The organism is Bradyrhizobium sp. CCBAU 25360, assembly GCF_028128695.1.
Lineage (GTDB): Bacteria > Pseudomonadota > Alphaproteobacteria > Rhizobiales > Xanthobacteraceae > Bradyrhizobium > Bradyrhizobium ottawaense.
This window is the reverse complement of record NZ_LBJA01000027.1, coordinates 74,666-87,770: the sequence shown is the minus strand read 5'-3', so window position 1 is coordinate 87,770 and position 13,105 is coordinate 74,666. Positions and strand designations below refer to the sequence as shown.

Annotated in this window: 13 protein-coding genes; 9 read left to right on the top strand and 4 right to left on the bottom strand. The window is 64.8% G+C overall.

Features of this window, described 5'->3' with window-relative positions:
* Nucleotides 1–57 precede the first annotated feature (57 nt).
* The 4 genes from XH81_RS05920 (at nucleotide 58) to XH81_RS05905 (ending at nucleotide 2,348) form a co-directional block, all read left to right on the top strand.
* Complete coding sequence (locus tag XH81_RS05920) at nucleotides 58–444, top strand: response regulator (protein ID WP_028143851.1); 387 nt, start codon at nucleotides 58–60, stop codon at nucleotides 442–444.
* A gap of 60 nt (nucleotides 445–504) precedes the next feature.
* Nucleotides 505–1,383 carry a CheR family methyltransferase gene (locus XH81_RS05915; protein ID WP_028143852.1) on the top strand — a complete coding sequence of 293 codons (879 nt, stop codon included), beginning with the start codon at nucleotides 505–507 and terminating at the stop codon, nucleotides 1,381–1,383.
* Between the two features lie 2 nt (nucleotides 1,384–1,385).
* Nucleotides 1,386–1,703, top strand: a complete 318-nt coding sequence (locus tag XH81_RS05910; protein WP_018321617.1) for a hypothetical protein — start codon at nucleotides 1,386–1,388, stop codon at nucleotides 1,701–1,703.
* 141 nt (nucleotides 1,704–1,844) lie between these two features.
* A complete protein-coding gene (locus tag XH81_RS05905; protein WP_028143853.1) occupies nucleotides 1,845–2,348 on the top strand; it encodes a response regulator in 504 nt (167 codons plus the stop codon).
* A 55-nt stretch (nucleotides 2,349–2,403) separates the two neighbouring features.
* On the opposite strand, the gene XH81_RS05900 is transcribed toward XH81_RS05905, so the two are convergent.
* Nucleotides 2,404–2,724 carry a hypothetical protein gene (locus XH81_RS05900; RefSeq protein WP_028143854.1) on the bottom strand — a complete coding sequence of 107 codons (321 nt, stop codon included), beginning with the start codon at nucleotides 2,722–2,724 and terminating at the stop codon, nucleotides 2,404–2,406.
* A gap of 149 nt (nucleotides 2,725–2,873) precedes the next feature.
* Between XH81_RS05900 and XH81_RS05895 the strand changes: the two genes are divergently transcribed.
* A complete protein-coding gene (locus XH81_RS05895) occupies nucleotides 2,874–3,509 on the top strand; it encodes a response regulator transcription factor (RefSeq protein ID WP_026202588.1) in 636 nt (211 codons plus the stop codon).
* Between the two features lie 140 nt (nucleotides 3,510–3,649).
* On the opposite strand, the gene XH81_RS05890 is transcribed toward XH81_RS05895, so the two are convergent.
* The 3 genes from XH81_RS05890 to XH81_RS05880 all read right to left on the bottom strand — a co-directional run bounded on the left by XH81_RS05890 (nucleotide 3,650) and on the right by XH81_RS05880 (nucleotide 8,550).
* Nucleotides 3,650–7,243 carry a PAS domain S-box protein gene (locus XH81_RS05890; protein ID WP_028143855.1) on the bottom strand — a complete coding sequence of 1,198 codons (3,594 nt, stop codon included), beginning with the start codon at nucleotides 7,241–7,243 and terminating at the stop codon, nucleotides 3,650–3,652.
* Nucleotides 7,221–7,640 carry a response regulator gene (locus XH81_RS05885; RefSeq protein WP_028143856.1) on the bottom strand — a complete coding sequence of 140 codons (420 nt, stop codon included), beginning with the start codon at nucleotides 7,638–7,640 and terminating at the stop codon, nucleotides 7,221–7,223. The genes XH81_RS05890 and XH81_RS05885 overlap by 23 nt, the downstream gene beginning before the upstream one ends.
* A 196-nt stretch (nucleotides 7,641–7,836) precedes the next feature.
* Nucleotides 7,837–8,550 carry a GntR family transcriptional regulator gene (locus tag XH81_RS05880; RefSeq protein WP_028143857.1) on the bottom strand — a complete coding sequence of 238 codons (714 nt, stop codon included), beginning with the start codon at nucleotides 8,548–8,550 and terminating at the stop codon, nucleotides 7,837–7,839.
* 94 nt (nucleotides 8,551–8,644) lie between these two features.
* Here XH81_RS05880 and XH81_RS05875 point away from each other — a divergent pair, with 94 nt between their 5' ends.
* From XH81_RS05875 to araD, 4 genes are read left to right on the top strand one after another with little or no spacing between them, the layout of a single operon-like run.
* Nucleotides 8,645–9,664: an ABC transporter substrate-binding protein gene (locus XH81_RS05875; protein WP_038951261.1), complete on the top strand. Its 1,020-nt coding sequence runs from the start codon at nucleotides 8,645–8,647 to the stop codon at nucleotides 9,662–9,664.
* Entirely contained in the window at nucleotides 9,664–10,425 is a 762-nt protein-coding gene (locus XH81_RS05870; protein WP_018321609.1) for an ABC transporter ATP-binding protein, read from the top strand. The genes XH81_RS05875 and XH81_RS05870 overlap by 1 nt, the downstream gene beginning before the upstream one ends.
* A 10-nt stretch (nucleotides 10,426–10,435) precedes the next feature.
* Nucleotides 10,436–11,296, top strand: a complete 861-nt coding sequence (locus XH81_RS05865) for an ABC transporter permease (protein WP_028143859.1) — start codon at nucleotides 10,436–10,438, stop codon at nucleotides 11,294–11,296.
* Nucleotides 11,293–13,032 (top strand): L-arabinonate dehydratase, encoded by a 1,740-nt coding sequence (araD, locus tag XH81_RS05860; protein ID WP_028143860.1) that lies wholly within the window; start codon nucleotides 11,293–11,295, stop codon nucleotides 13,030–13,032. Before XH81_RS05865 ends, araD begins: the two co-directional genes overlap by 4 nt.
* Nucleotides 13,033–13,105 lie beyond the last annotated feature (73 nt).

The window sequence follows — 13,105 nt, the reverse complement described above, 5'->3', positions numbered from 1 at the left end:
AAACCAAAGTGCAGATGGCTGCGTGAGCCAACGAAACATCGAAGCCGGAGAACCAAAATGAAGACATGTTTGGTGGTCGATGATTCCAGCGTCGTTCGTAAGATCGCGCGCCGGATCCTGGAAGGCCTGGAATTCCAAGTCACCGAAGCCGAGGACGGCTCGAAGGCGCTCGAGATCTGTCAGCGGCAGCTGCCCGACGCGGTGCTGCTCGACTGGAATATGCCGGTCATGGACGGCTTCGAGTTCATGGGCCACATGCGCCGCCTGCCCGGCGGCGACCAGCCCAAGGTGGTGTTCTGCACCACCGAGAACAATGTGGCTCATATTGCCCAGGCGCTCAGCGGCGGCGCCAACGAGTACATCATGAAGCCTTTCGACAAAGACATCATCGCCGACAAGTTCGCTGAAGTTGGTTTGATCCCGGTCGGACAAGCCATGGTCTGAGTGTGTCTGGCCCGCGTATTTAGGCCAGAGTGTTCCAGTACAGCTTCGAAGAGGCCATCCGTGACCCCGACCGAGTATGAGTATCTGCGTAAATTCCTAAAGGACAATTCCGGTCTCGATCTTTCCGCAGACAAGCAATATCTGATCGAAAGCCGCCTGCTGCCGCTGGCCCGCAAGGCCGGACTCTCCGGCATCGGCGAACTCGTGCAGAAGCTGCAGGGCGGCTCGCGCACGGTGATCACCGACGTGGTCGAAGCCATGACCACCAACGAGACCTTCTTCTTCCGCGACAAGGTCCCGTTCGATCATTTCCGCGACACCATCATGCCCGAGATCATCAAGGCGCGGGCCGCCCGCCGCAGCATACGGATCTGGTGCGCCGCCGGCTCGACCGGGCAGGAGCCCTATTCGCTGGCGATGTGCCTGAAGGAGATGGGCGCGGCCCTTACCGGCTGGCGCATCGAGATCATCGCGACCGATCTGTCGCAGGAGGTGCTGGAGAAGGCCAAGGCCGGAATCTACAGCCAGTTCGAGGTGCAGCGCGGCCTGCCGATCCAGATGCTGATGAAATATTTCAAGCAGACCGGCGAGACCTGGCAGGTCAATCCCGAACTGCGGGCGATGATCCAGCACCGGCAGCTCAACCTGCTGCACGATTTCGCGCAGCTCGGCACCTTCGACGTCATCTTCTGCCGCAACGTGCTGATCTATTTCGATCAGGACACCAAGATCAACATCTTCAACCGGCTGGCGCGCCAGATCGAGCCCGACGGCTTCCTGGTGTTGGGTGCGGCCGAAACCGTCGTCGGCCTGACCGATACGTTCCGGCCGATTCCGGAGCGGCGCGGCCTCTACAAGCCGAACGATCCGCGTGCCGCAGCCGCCAAGCCGGCTCTCGCCGGCGCAGCGCCGCGCCTGGCGGCCATGGCAGGACGATAGACATGGCCGAGGATGGCAAGGGTACGGAACGCGTGACTTTCAGTCGCGGCTACGATGTCTGCATCATGGCCATCGACGGCACCTGGCGCCGCGACTGCAAGCTCAACGCGATCTCCGATACCGACGCCATCCTCACGGTGGAAGGCTCGATCCAGGGGTTGAACCTGAAGGAGTTCTTCCTGCTGTTGTCGTCCACGGGCCTCGCCTACCGCCGCTGCGAGCTGGTCCGCGTCAACGGCGCCGAGATGGACATTCAGTTCCTGCGCGGCAAGAACAGGAAGAAGCGCGGCGCAGCCGGCGGCCGCGACGAAGCGGCGTGATCCGCCCGCATCCGTCGCCGTCTTTTCCGGCCCGTTGCTTCACATTTTCTGAAAACATCCGAATGAATTGGCGCCAGGAACTTTACGTGGCCTAAGCGCGAAGCGTGTATCCATTGTTGGTCCCAATCTCAGGATACTGAAATGCCCAGAAGTTCTCTTTCCCCCATCCCCTCAAACCTGCCCGACGGCGCCGAGCGGCGTGCGCTTCAGCTCCTTGTGGTCGATGACGACGCCACGCAGCGCAGCCTGATCACGGTCGCCGCCAAGCAGGCCGGCCACGAAGTCACCGTGGCGCCGTCAGTGGCGGATGCGATCGAGAAGCTCCGCGCCGCGCGCTTCGACTGCGTGACGCTCGATCTCGTGCTGGAGGATGGCGACGGCATCGACGTGCTGCGCGAGATGGCGGCGGCGAAGTTCGGTGGCGCGGTGATCGTCATCAGCGGCATGGACGGCAAGCGCCGCAGCGCCGCCCGCAGCTTCGCCCGGTCCGTCGGGATCGAGCTCCAGAGCCTGCCGAAGCCGCTCGACCTAGCGGCCTTGCGCATCAGCCTCGCCAATCTCGGCAAGACCGCGATGGGCCTTCCGGCGATCCACACCTGGGGTGGTGTTGCCACCGACGCGATCGTGGAACGCCACCGCGCGTAAGGTTTGCGGAGCTGCCATGCGATGGCATGCGGCCCTGCGCCGCGCTGATAGCGATCTATGCCGGGGTGCCGGATTCAGAGAGGCATTGCAGGGCGTGGCCAAGGCCCGCCCGGCAGGCGTTGAGGGCGGCGCTCGCCGTCGCATAGCGCGGCGTGACGTCGTCGAGCACGAAAATGTCGGCGGAACCGGCCGGATCGCCATGATCGTCGTGCGCCAGGCCCATTTCCAACAGGCCAGCTTCCATCATGGCTGCGTCGATCAGGCGCATGCTGCTCTCGATCCGTGTGATCAGGGAGCGAAGATCGGCAGCGATCAACCGACGGCTGTCAGTCTCAAGCATCGCGATGAGCGGGGGTGTGCCAGCGAAATTTAGCATGGATATTCTCCGTACCCCGCAATTAGGCACCCTGCCGCTACTTGTGCGTTAAGTCCATGTCCCGTACAAATACGGGTGGGCCGAATCCGCGCCGAACGCCATAACAGTTGGCGCGGACGCGAGTCCTTCATGCCAACTGGATGTGGCACATGGCCGAACAAAGCTCTCGCGGTGAAATCTTCGTGGTCGACGACGACCCTGCCGTTCGCGACACCCTGTCGATGGTGTTGAAGGCGGCGGGCTATGAGGTGATCTGTTTTGCGGACGGCGCAGCGCTGCTCTCCGTCGCGCGAAACCGCACACCGGCTGCGATCCTGCTCGACGTGAACATTCCCGGAAAGTCGGGCCTCGACATTCTGAAGGAACTGCACGGCGAGGATTATCCGGCGCCGATCTTCATGATCTCCGGACAGGGCGACATCGCGATGGCGGTGGGCGCGATCAAGAGCGGCGCGCTGGACTTCATCGAGAAGCCGTTCCGCGGCAGCGAAATCGTCGGCCGGCTCGACGAGGCGATCGGCGCCTATGCGCGCAGGCAGGCGGAGAACGCCTCGCCGAAATTCGGCTCGCTGCACTTCCCCGGACGTGAGCCGCTGACGCGCAGGGAGCGCGAGGTGCTCGAGCAGTTCGCCTCCGGTGCGTCCAACAAGGAAGCCGGCCGCACCCTCGGCATCAGCCCGCGCACCATCGAGGATCACCGCGCCAACATCATGAAGAAGCTCGGCGCGCGCAACGCCGCCGATCTGATCCGCATCGTGATGACCGCGGCCCAGCGCGCGTCGTAACTCGTGCCCCGGACGCAGCGCATCATGCAATGATGCGCTGCTGAGCGGGGCCCATCTCTCGAATTTCACCGCTGACAGTTCTGGTCCCGGCTCTGCGTCGCAGCGTTGCACGCTGCGCCTTGTCCGGGACACACGAGCAATCAGCCGCCCAGTGCCTTGCGGATGATCCGCGCGAGATCCGATTTGCGATAGGGCTTGGCCAGCAGCAGGACGCCGGAATCCAGCCGGCCGTGATGGATGATCGCATTCTCGGTATAGCCTGACGTGTAGACCACCCTGAGATCGGGGCGTGTCTTCATCAGTTCGTCGGCGAGCTGCCGTCCGTTCATCTTGCCGGGCATGATGACGTCGGTGAACAGCAGGTCGAACGGCCTGCCGGCGGCAACGATCGCGAGCGCCTCCGCCGCGTTCGCGGCCTGCAAGGTGACGTAACCCAGCGCATGCAGCTGCGCCAGCACGTAGTCGCGCACCAGCCGGTCGTCCTCGACCACCAGGATCGTCTCGTGTCCGCCCTCGATCGTCGCAGGCGTCACGCCCTCGCCGATGGCTGTCGGCGTCTTGCCGGGCGGCAGGTACATCTTGATCGTGGTGCCGTGGCCTTCTTCGCTGTAGATCTTGATGTGACCCGCAGACTGCTTGATGAAGCCATAGACCATCGACAGCCCGAGTCCGGTGCCCTTGCCCGGTCCCTTCGAGGTGAAGAAGGGATCGAACACCCTGGGCAGCATGTTCGCAGGGATCCCGGTGCCGGTGTCGCTCACGGCGATCAGCACGTAATGGCCGGGACGGACGTCGTTGCCGCTGGCATAGACCTCGTCGAGATAGGCGGCGCCGGTCTCCACGATCAGCTTGCCGCCGGCGGGCATGGCGTCGCGGGCATTGAGCGCGAGATTGAGGATCGCGGTGGTGAGCTGGTTGGGATCGACGATCGCGACGCAATTCTCGTCCTCGAACACCGATTCGATCTGGATCTGCTCGCCCAGCGTCGGCCTCAACAGCTTCGCGGTGTCGACCACCAGCGAGTTGATGTCGATCTCGCGCGGCTGGAGCGGCTGCTTGCGCGCGAAGGCGAGCAGGTGCTGGGTCAGATCGGCGCCGCGCGCGGCGGCCTCGTCGATCATCTTCGTGATGGCCGCAAGCTGCGGCTCCTTTTCGACGGCCTCCGCGAGAATCTCGATCGTCCCGGTGATGACGGTGAGGATGTTGTTGAAATCGTGCGCCACGCCGCCGGTGAGCTGGCCGACCGCCTCCATCTTCTCGGCATGGCGGATGCGCTCCTCGGCGGCGATCTTGTCGGTGAGGTCGCGGTAAAAGACGTTGAACAGCAGGCCTTCGCGGCGCTTCAGCGCGGTGACGCTCAGCTCGGCCTTGAATTCCTTGCCGTCGCGGCGGCAGCACATCAGCTCGCGGCGGCGGTTCAGCGTCCTGCCGTCCTCGTTCTTCAGGAATTGCTTCAGGCCGGCCCTGACCCTCTCGCGTTCGCTCTCGGCGACGATCAGGTCGATCGTGCTCTTGCCGAGCACCTCGTCGCGGCGCCAGCCGAACAGCTGCTCGGCCTGCGAATTCCAGTTCAGGATGCTGCTGGTCTCGTCGGTCTGGATGAAGGCGTCGAGCGAGGTCTCGACGATGTTTCGGGCGAGTCGCTCGCTCTCGCGCAGCGATTCCTGCGCGAGCCGCGCTTCCGTCATGTCGCGTCCGACGAAGAAGAAGCGCTGCGCCTGCTCGGACCAATTGCCGAGCCAGGACAGCCAGACCTCGTGTCCGTTCTTGTGGAAACAGCGGGTGTCGCCGAGCTTGGGGCGCTCGCCGCGCCGCAGCGCGCGCATGTCCTCGCGCGATTGCGCCAGATGGTCGGGATGAATGAAGTCCGCGCCGCTGCGGCCGATCATCTCGTCCGGCCGGTAGCCGAGAATGGTCTCGCTGCTCGGGCTGATCTGCGCGACATGGCCCCGCGGGTCCATGACCATGATCAGATCCTGCGAGGTATCGAAGATCTGCCGGCGCTCTTCGAGCTGCTGCTGCAGCTGCCGCTCGGCCCGCCGCGCCTCGGTGAGACTATGCGCGGTCCCGGAGACGCCGATGATCTCGCCGGACGGCCCCCTGATCGGCGAGAGGCTGAGTGAGATCTCGACCGGCGTGCCGTCCTTGCGCAGGCGCACCGTCTCGAACCGCTCGATCGACTCGCCCCGCGCGATCCGCGCCAGATAGTCCTTGCCATGCTCGCGCCGGTCGGGCGGCACGATGATCGCAGTGGATTTCCCGATCGCTTCACTCGCCGAATAGCCATAGAGCCGCTCGGCGGCCGGATTCCAGCCCGTGATGATGGCGTCGAGCGTCTGCATCACGATCGCATCGTCGGACGACTCGACGGCGGCGCTGAACAATTGCTCGCGTGCCGCATGATGGCTTCGCGCGGCCTCGGTGCGGCGATGCTCCCGGATCTCGCGCTCGAGAGCGGCTGTCTTCGCCCGCGTCTCTTCGACCATCTGGGCGAAAGCCCGCGCCAGCACGCCCGTCTCGCCGCTGGCATCGACGGGGATGTCCGCCTGCCGTCCGCGACCGATCGCCTCCACGGCCGCGGTCAGGCGGCCGATCGGGCGGGTCAATGAGCGCGCCAGCAGCACCGCGAGCGCCCCTGCGGCGAGGACGGCGAGCACGCCGACCAGCACGGACGTCTTTTGAATGGCGGCCGGCACCCGGCCGAAGACGGACGGGGGAATGGTCACGATGATTGCGGTCCATTCCTTGCCCGCCAGCAGCGCCGGTGCGATCGCCGCGCCGGTCGGCCGGCCCGACGCGTCGGTCATGAGCCGCGTGGATAGGTCCGACGTGCCGGCCATGGCCGAGAAGAATGGAAAATCGTCGCGCCAGTTGGTGGGGCGGCCGTGCAATGAGGCGAACTCTCGCGCGCGATCGGGATGAACGAGATAATCGCCGTGCGAATTCACGACGTAGATCTCGCCACCCGAACTCGCCGTCGAGCGGATGCGGTCGAGGGCCGGACGCATGTCGATATTGGCGATGATGATGCCGAACGGCTTGCCATCCGGCGTGAACAGCGGCGTAGCGACCCGCAGCGTCGGAGTGTGCAAGACCGTGGTGCCCCCCTGGCGGGTCGCGAGATCGATCGGGGACACGTAAATCTCGCCCGGCGTCAGCCTCATCGTGTCCTGAAAGTAGGCTCGGTCGCCCTTGCGCTCCAGCTCGCTGTTGGGGACGATCCGCGCCGCTCCATTCGGGCCGGAGCGGTCGACGCGGACCAGCTCGCGCTGGTCGTCGTCGAGTCCGATGATGCGAAACTGCCCGTAGCTGGGCTTGGCCTCGATCTCGGCTGCGAGCCGCGTCGCGATGCGCTCGCGCCAGGTCTGCTCTGTAACGCCGTCAAGGGGGTCAACTCCTCCGCCGAGACGGGCGCGGATCAGGCCGTTGATGGCCGCGGCAGAGCGATAGCCGATCAAATCGCCGCGGACTCCGGCAACATAGGATTCCAGGTTGGCCGCGAGCAGGCGTGACTGGGCCTCGACCCGCTCCAGGACGCGCGGAATGACCGCTTGCGTGGTGTTGCGAATGCCGAGCCATCCGACTGCGGCCACGGTGACCGCCACCAGCAGGATCATCGCGATCGCCAGCCGCGTTGCGAGGGTCAAGCGGATGTTCGCAGGGCTTCCCGGATGACCGCGCCTGGTCTGGCCTGGAGCAGCGGCGTCCCCGTCACCGGTGGCCGGAGCTGACATCGGACCCCTCCGGCTCGCCTGCTTTCAGGCAGCCATCGACCGCGGCGAGCAGGGCGTCGGGCCGGAACGGTTTTTGCAAACTTGCCACCGCGCCGAGCTTGGTCGCCATCTTCAGGAAGTCCGGCTCCGCATAGGCATCCGGCGTGATCGAACGGCCGGAAATGACGATGATCGGAATGGCCGGAGCCAGCAGCCGGATGTGACGCATCGTCTCCAGCCCGTCCATGCCGGGCATGAAGATGTCGAGAAACAGGAGGTCGAACCGGCTGGCCTCGAACAGGGCAAGTCCCTTGCGGCCATCGCCCGCGACGGTGACGTGATGACCGGCCCTCTCCAGGAGCAGCCGGATCGTGAGTTGGACGGCCGGGTCGTCATCCACGATCAGGATGTTGGCCACGTCTGAATTCCTCCGGGCCGGACAGGACGTCCCCACCGGCCGCAAATCAAACCATCAAAGACGAAATTGTTGCGCGGATTCAGCCCGGCCTGCAAGCACTTCGCGAACGTCCGGTGAATGCTCGCCTAAGCCGAAAATGGGGACGCATGCTTATGCACGGTTGCGTGCATAAGGGTTCGTCAGGCTAGTGGTCTGTCTAATCGGTCAGATATTCCGGATAATGGCTCCGGATCTTGTCGAGTTCGCTGAGCGTGCCCGACAAATGCTTGCGCAGATGCTGTTGCGCGCCATCGGAATCTCCGGCTTCGATCGCGCGGGTGATCAGCTTGTGGTGACGGACGATGTTCTGGGCCTTGCCGGGTGAGGGCAAATGCAGCCGGCGCAGCCGGTCGATATGTCCGCTGCGGCTGCGCACCAGCGTCCAGAGCTCCTGCTTGCCGGCCGCGGCATAAAGCTGGGCGTGAAAATCATTGTCGGCGGCGATGAAGCTCTCGAAGTCCCCGGCTTTCGCGAATTGCTGCTGAAGCGCGATCACATGGTCGAGGCGGAGGACCAGGGCCTGGTCATGCTGCTCCGCGAGCAGCCGGACGATTTCGAGCTCCAGCGCCTGGCGCAGGAAATGCGCCTGCTCGGCGCGGCCGACATCGACCCGGCTGACCACGGTCGCGTGCTGCGGAAACACGTCCACGAGCCCTTCTTCCTCGAGCCGCATCAGGGCGTCGCGGATCGGCGTCGAGCTGACCCCGAATTGCGCGGCGAGATCCGTGCGCGACAGCGGCGAGCCCGGGGGCAGTTCGAGCGCGAGAATGGCGTTGCGCAGCCGCTCGAACACCTGCGGCGCGGCCTGCCGGGCCCGGTCGAGCCGCGCGCCGGGGCGGGCCGCGCGGGGCGCGGGATGGGCTGTTTCCATGGCGAGGGCTCCGGCGGACTTGCCTTTGATGCACTAATGCATTAGTGCATCAGCAGGATCGCTCGTCAATGGCCGCCGGAGGAAACGAACAATTATGATCAAGCCATTCCAGCGTGGCGCTGCCGCCATCGCCCTGATCGTCGCAACCGTGCTGGCGGCTTCGCCGGCGCGTGCGCAGCAGAAATCCGAGATCGCGCTGTCGCGCCAGCCCGGCATTTTCTACATGCCGAGCCACATCATGGAGAAGCTGAAGCTGATCGAGAAGCACGCAGCTTCACTCGGCCTCGCGGGCGTCACCACCAAATGGATCACCTTCTCCGGCGGCGGCGCGCAGACCGATGCGCTGCTCGCGGGCGGCGTCGACATCCTCAACACCGGCACCGGCAATCTTCTCTTGCTGTGGGATCGCACCCGCGGCGGCGTGAAGGGCATCGTCGCGACCTCGGCGCAGCCGATGACGCTGATCAGCCGCGACGCCAACATCAAGTCGATCAGGGATTTCGGCCCCTCCGACAAGATCGCGGTGCCGACCGTCAAGGTGTCGACCCAGGCGATCGTGCTGCAGATCGCGGCTGCCGAGGCCTTCGGCGCCGACCAATGGTCGAAGCTGGATGCCAACACCGTGCAGCTCGGCCATCCCGACGCCTATGCGGCGCTGTCCAATCCCAAGCACGAGGTGCACAACCACTTCTCGATTCCGCCCTTCACCTTCCTGGAGCTGAAGAACGTGCCGGGCGCGCATATCGTGCTGTCGTCGCCGGACGTGATGGGCGGGCCGCTCAGCCAGGCCCAGTTCTTCACCACCACCAAATTCGCCGAGGCCAATCCAAAGATCATCCAGGCCGTGCGCGACGCGACCAAGGAAGCGCAGGCCCTGATCCGCAGCGACACGAAGCAGGCGGTCGAGATCTACAAGGAGATCACTGGCGACAAGACCTCGGTCGAGGAGCTGCTCGATCTGCTCAAGGAGCCCGGCATGATGGAGTGGAATCTCGAGCCGCAGGGCACGATGAAATTCGCTGCGCATCTGTTCAAGACCGGCACGCTGAAGAGCCAGCCCAAGGCCTGGACGGATTATTATCTCCCCGTCGCGCACGATCTGAAGGGCAACTGATGGCGCTGCTCGACGTCAGCTCCGTGACGCTGCGCTACAAGACCTCCAGCGCAGTCGTCACCGCCACGGAGAGGGTGAGTTTCACGGTCGACAAGTCCGACCGCTTCGTGCTGCTGGGTCCGTCCGGCTGCGGCAAGTCGACCCTGCTCAAGGCCGTCGGCGGCTACATGACCCCGAGCGAGGGCCGCATGACCATAGGCGATCGCGAGATCCACGGTCCCGGCGCCGACCGGATGATGATCTTCCAGGAGTTCGACCAGCTCCTGCCGTGGAAGAGCGTGCTCGCCAACGTCATGTTTCCGCTGCTGACTGCGCGAAAACTGTCGCGCAGGGACGCCGAGGCCAAGGCACGGGCCTATATCGAGAAGGTCGGCCTCACCCGCGTGGTCGATGCCTATCCGCACACGCTGTCCGGCGGCATGAAGCAGCGCGTCGCGATCGCGCGCGGCATGGCGATGGAGCCTGATATCCTCTTGATGGACGAGCCGTTCGCGGCGCTCGATGCGTTGACGCGCCGCACCTGCCAGGACGAGCTGCTCCAGCTCTGGAGCGAGACCAAGTTCACCGTGCTGTTCGTGACCCATTCGATTGCGGAGGCGATTCGCATCGGCAACCGCATCCTGCTGCTGTCGCCGCATCCCGGCCGGGTCAAGGCCGAGGTGATCGACGTCGACAAGGTCTCGAACGAAGACGGCAGCGCCGGCCGGCTGGAGAAGGAGATCCACGATCTCCTGTTCGCCGGCGAAGCCACCGCGCATTGAGGAGCCTCTGATGGGCGAAGCCAGGATATTGCTGCGGGCCGAACCGGTTGCTGCCATCGGCGCAGGCGAGGTCGAGCGCAAGCTGAGCGTGCTTGAGCTGTTGTGGAACGACGGCTTCGTCCGCAAGTCGGTGATCATCCTGTTCCTGGCGGCGGTCTGGGAAGCCTACGGCCTCACCCTCGACAATCCGCTGCTGTTCCCGACACTGCACGACACCGCGATCACGTTGTTCGACCGCGTCAAGGACGGCACCATTCCGATGCGGGCCTGGACGTCGCTGAAAGTCCTGTTCATGGGCTATTCGGCCGGCATCGCGCTCGCCGCGATCTTCACCGTGCTCGCGATCTCGACCCGCATCGGCACCGATTTCCTCGAGACTGTCACGGCGATGTTCAATCCGTTGCCGGCGATCGCGCTGCTGCCGCTGGCCCTGATCTGGTTCGGCCTCGGCAATGGCAGCCTCGTCTTCGTGCTGATCCATTCGGTGCTGTGGCCGGTCGCGCTCAACACCCATTCCGGCTTCAAGAGCGTGTCCAACACGCTGCGCATGGTCGGCCGCAATTACGGCCTGAGCGGCTTGCCCTACGTCGCCAAAATTCTCATCCCGGCCGCCTTCGGCTCGATCCTTACCGGCCTCAAGATCGGCTGGGCCTTTGCCTGGCGCACGCTGATCGCGGCCGAGCTGGTGTTCGGCGTGTCCTCCGGGCAGGGCGGGCTCGGCTGGTTCATCTTCGAGAACCGCAATTTGCTCGACATACCCGCCGTGTTCGCGGGCCTCTTGACGGTGATCATCATCGGGCTCTTTGTCGAGAACCTGATCTTCCGCGCCATCGAGCGGAACACCGTGCAGAAATGGGGCACCCAATCATGACCAAGAAGAAAATAACGCCCGACCAGCTCCGCAGCGCGCGCTGGTTCGCGCCCGACGATCTCCGCTCGTTCGGCCACCGCTCCCGCACCATGCAGATGGGCTACGCGCCCGAGGAGTGGAAGGACCGGCCGATCATCGCGATCCTCAACACCTGGTCGGACGCGCAGCCCTGCCACATGCATTTCAAGTCGCGCGTCGACGACGTCAAGCGCGGCATCCTGATGGCCGGCGGGCTGCCGCTGGAGCTGCCGGCGCTGTCGCTGTCGGAATCGCTGCTGAAGCCGACCACCATGCTCTATCGCAATCTGTTGGCGATGGACGCGGAGGAGCTCTTGCGCAGCCATCCCGTCGACGGCGTCGTGCTGATGGGCGGCTGCGACAAGACCACGCCGGCGCTGCTGCTGGGCGCGACGTCGATGAACATTCCGGCGATCTATCTGCCGGCCGGCCCGATGCTGCGCGGCAATTGGAAGGGCAAGACGCTCGGCTCCGGCTCGGACGGCTGGAAATACTGGGACGAGCGCCGCGCCGGAAAAATCTCCGACAAGGACTGGCTCGACATCGAGGCCGGCATCGCCCGCAGCTACGGCACCTGCATGACCATGGGCACGGCCTCGACCATGACGGCGATTGCCGAAGCGATCGGCATGACGCTGCCCGGCGCCTCCTCGATTCCCGCGGCCGATGCCAACCACATCCGCATGGCCTCTGAATGCGGCCGACGCATCGTCGAGATGGTTTGGGAGGATCTGACGCCGAAGGTGATCCAGACGCGCAAGGCATTCGAAAACGCCATTGCGGTGGCGATGGCGATGGGCTGCTCGACCAACGCGATCATCCATCTGATCGCGCAGGCTCGCCGCGCCGGCAAGGACATCGGCCTCGACGATTTCGAGATCGCGAGCCGCAAGGTGCCCGTGATCGCCAACGTGCGGCCGAGCGGCGATGCGTATCTGATGGAAGACTTCTTCTATGCCGGCGGCCTGCCGGCGCTGATGGGGCAGATCAAGCCGCATCTGCATCTCGACTGCATCACCGTCACCGGCAAGACACTGGCTGAGAACATCGCGGGCGCCGAGGTGCACAATGCCGATGTGATCCGCTCGGTCGACAATCCCATCTACAAGGAAGGCGCGCTCGCCGTGCTCAAGGGCAATCTCGCGCCCGACGGCTGCGTCATCAAGCCTTCCGCCTGTGCGCCGCGCTTCCTCAAGCACACGGGGCCGGCGCTGGTGTTCGACGATTATCCCTCGATGAAGAAGGCGGTCGACGATCCCGATCTCGATGTCACCGAAGACCACATTCTCATCCTGCGCAATGCGGGGCCGCAGGGCGGGCCGGGCATGCCGGAATGGGGCATGCTGCCGATCCCGACCAAGCTCGTGAAGCAGGGCGTGCGCGACATGGTGCGCCTCTCGGATGCGCGCATGAGCGGCACCAGCTACGGCGCCTGCATCCTGCACGTCTCGCCGGAATCCTACATCGGCGGCCCGCTGGCTTTGGTGCAGAACGGCGACCGCATCACGCTCGACGTTGCCGCCCGCACCATCAATCTCGACGTCCCCGAAGCCGAGCTCGCAAAACGCCGCGCCGCCTGGAAGCAGCCGGAGCGCCGCTTCGAGCGCGGCTATGGCTGGATGTTCACGAAACACATCAAGCAGGCCAATGACGGCTGCGACTTCGACTTCCTCGAGACCGATTTCGGCGCGCCAATCAGCGAGCCGTCGATTTACTAGCCCACTGTCATTCCGGGGCGCGCCCCTTGGCGCGAGCCCGGAATCCATACTCCCGATCGTGGTTATGGATTCC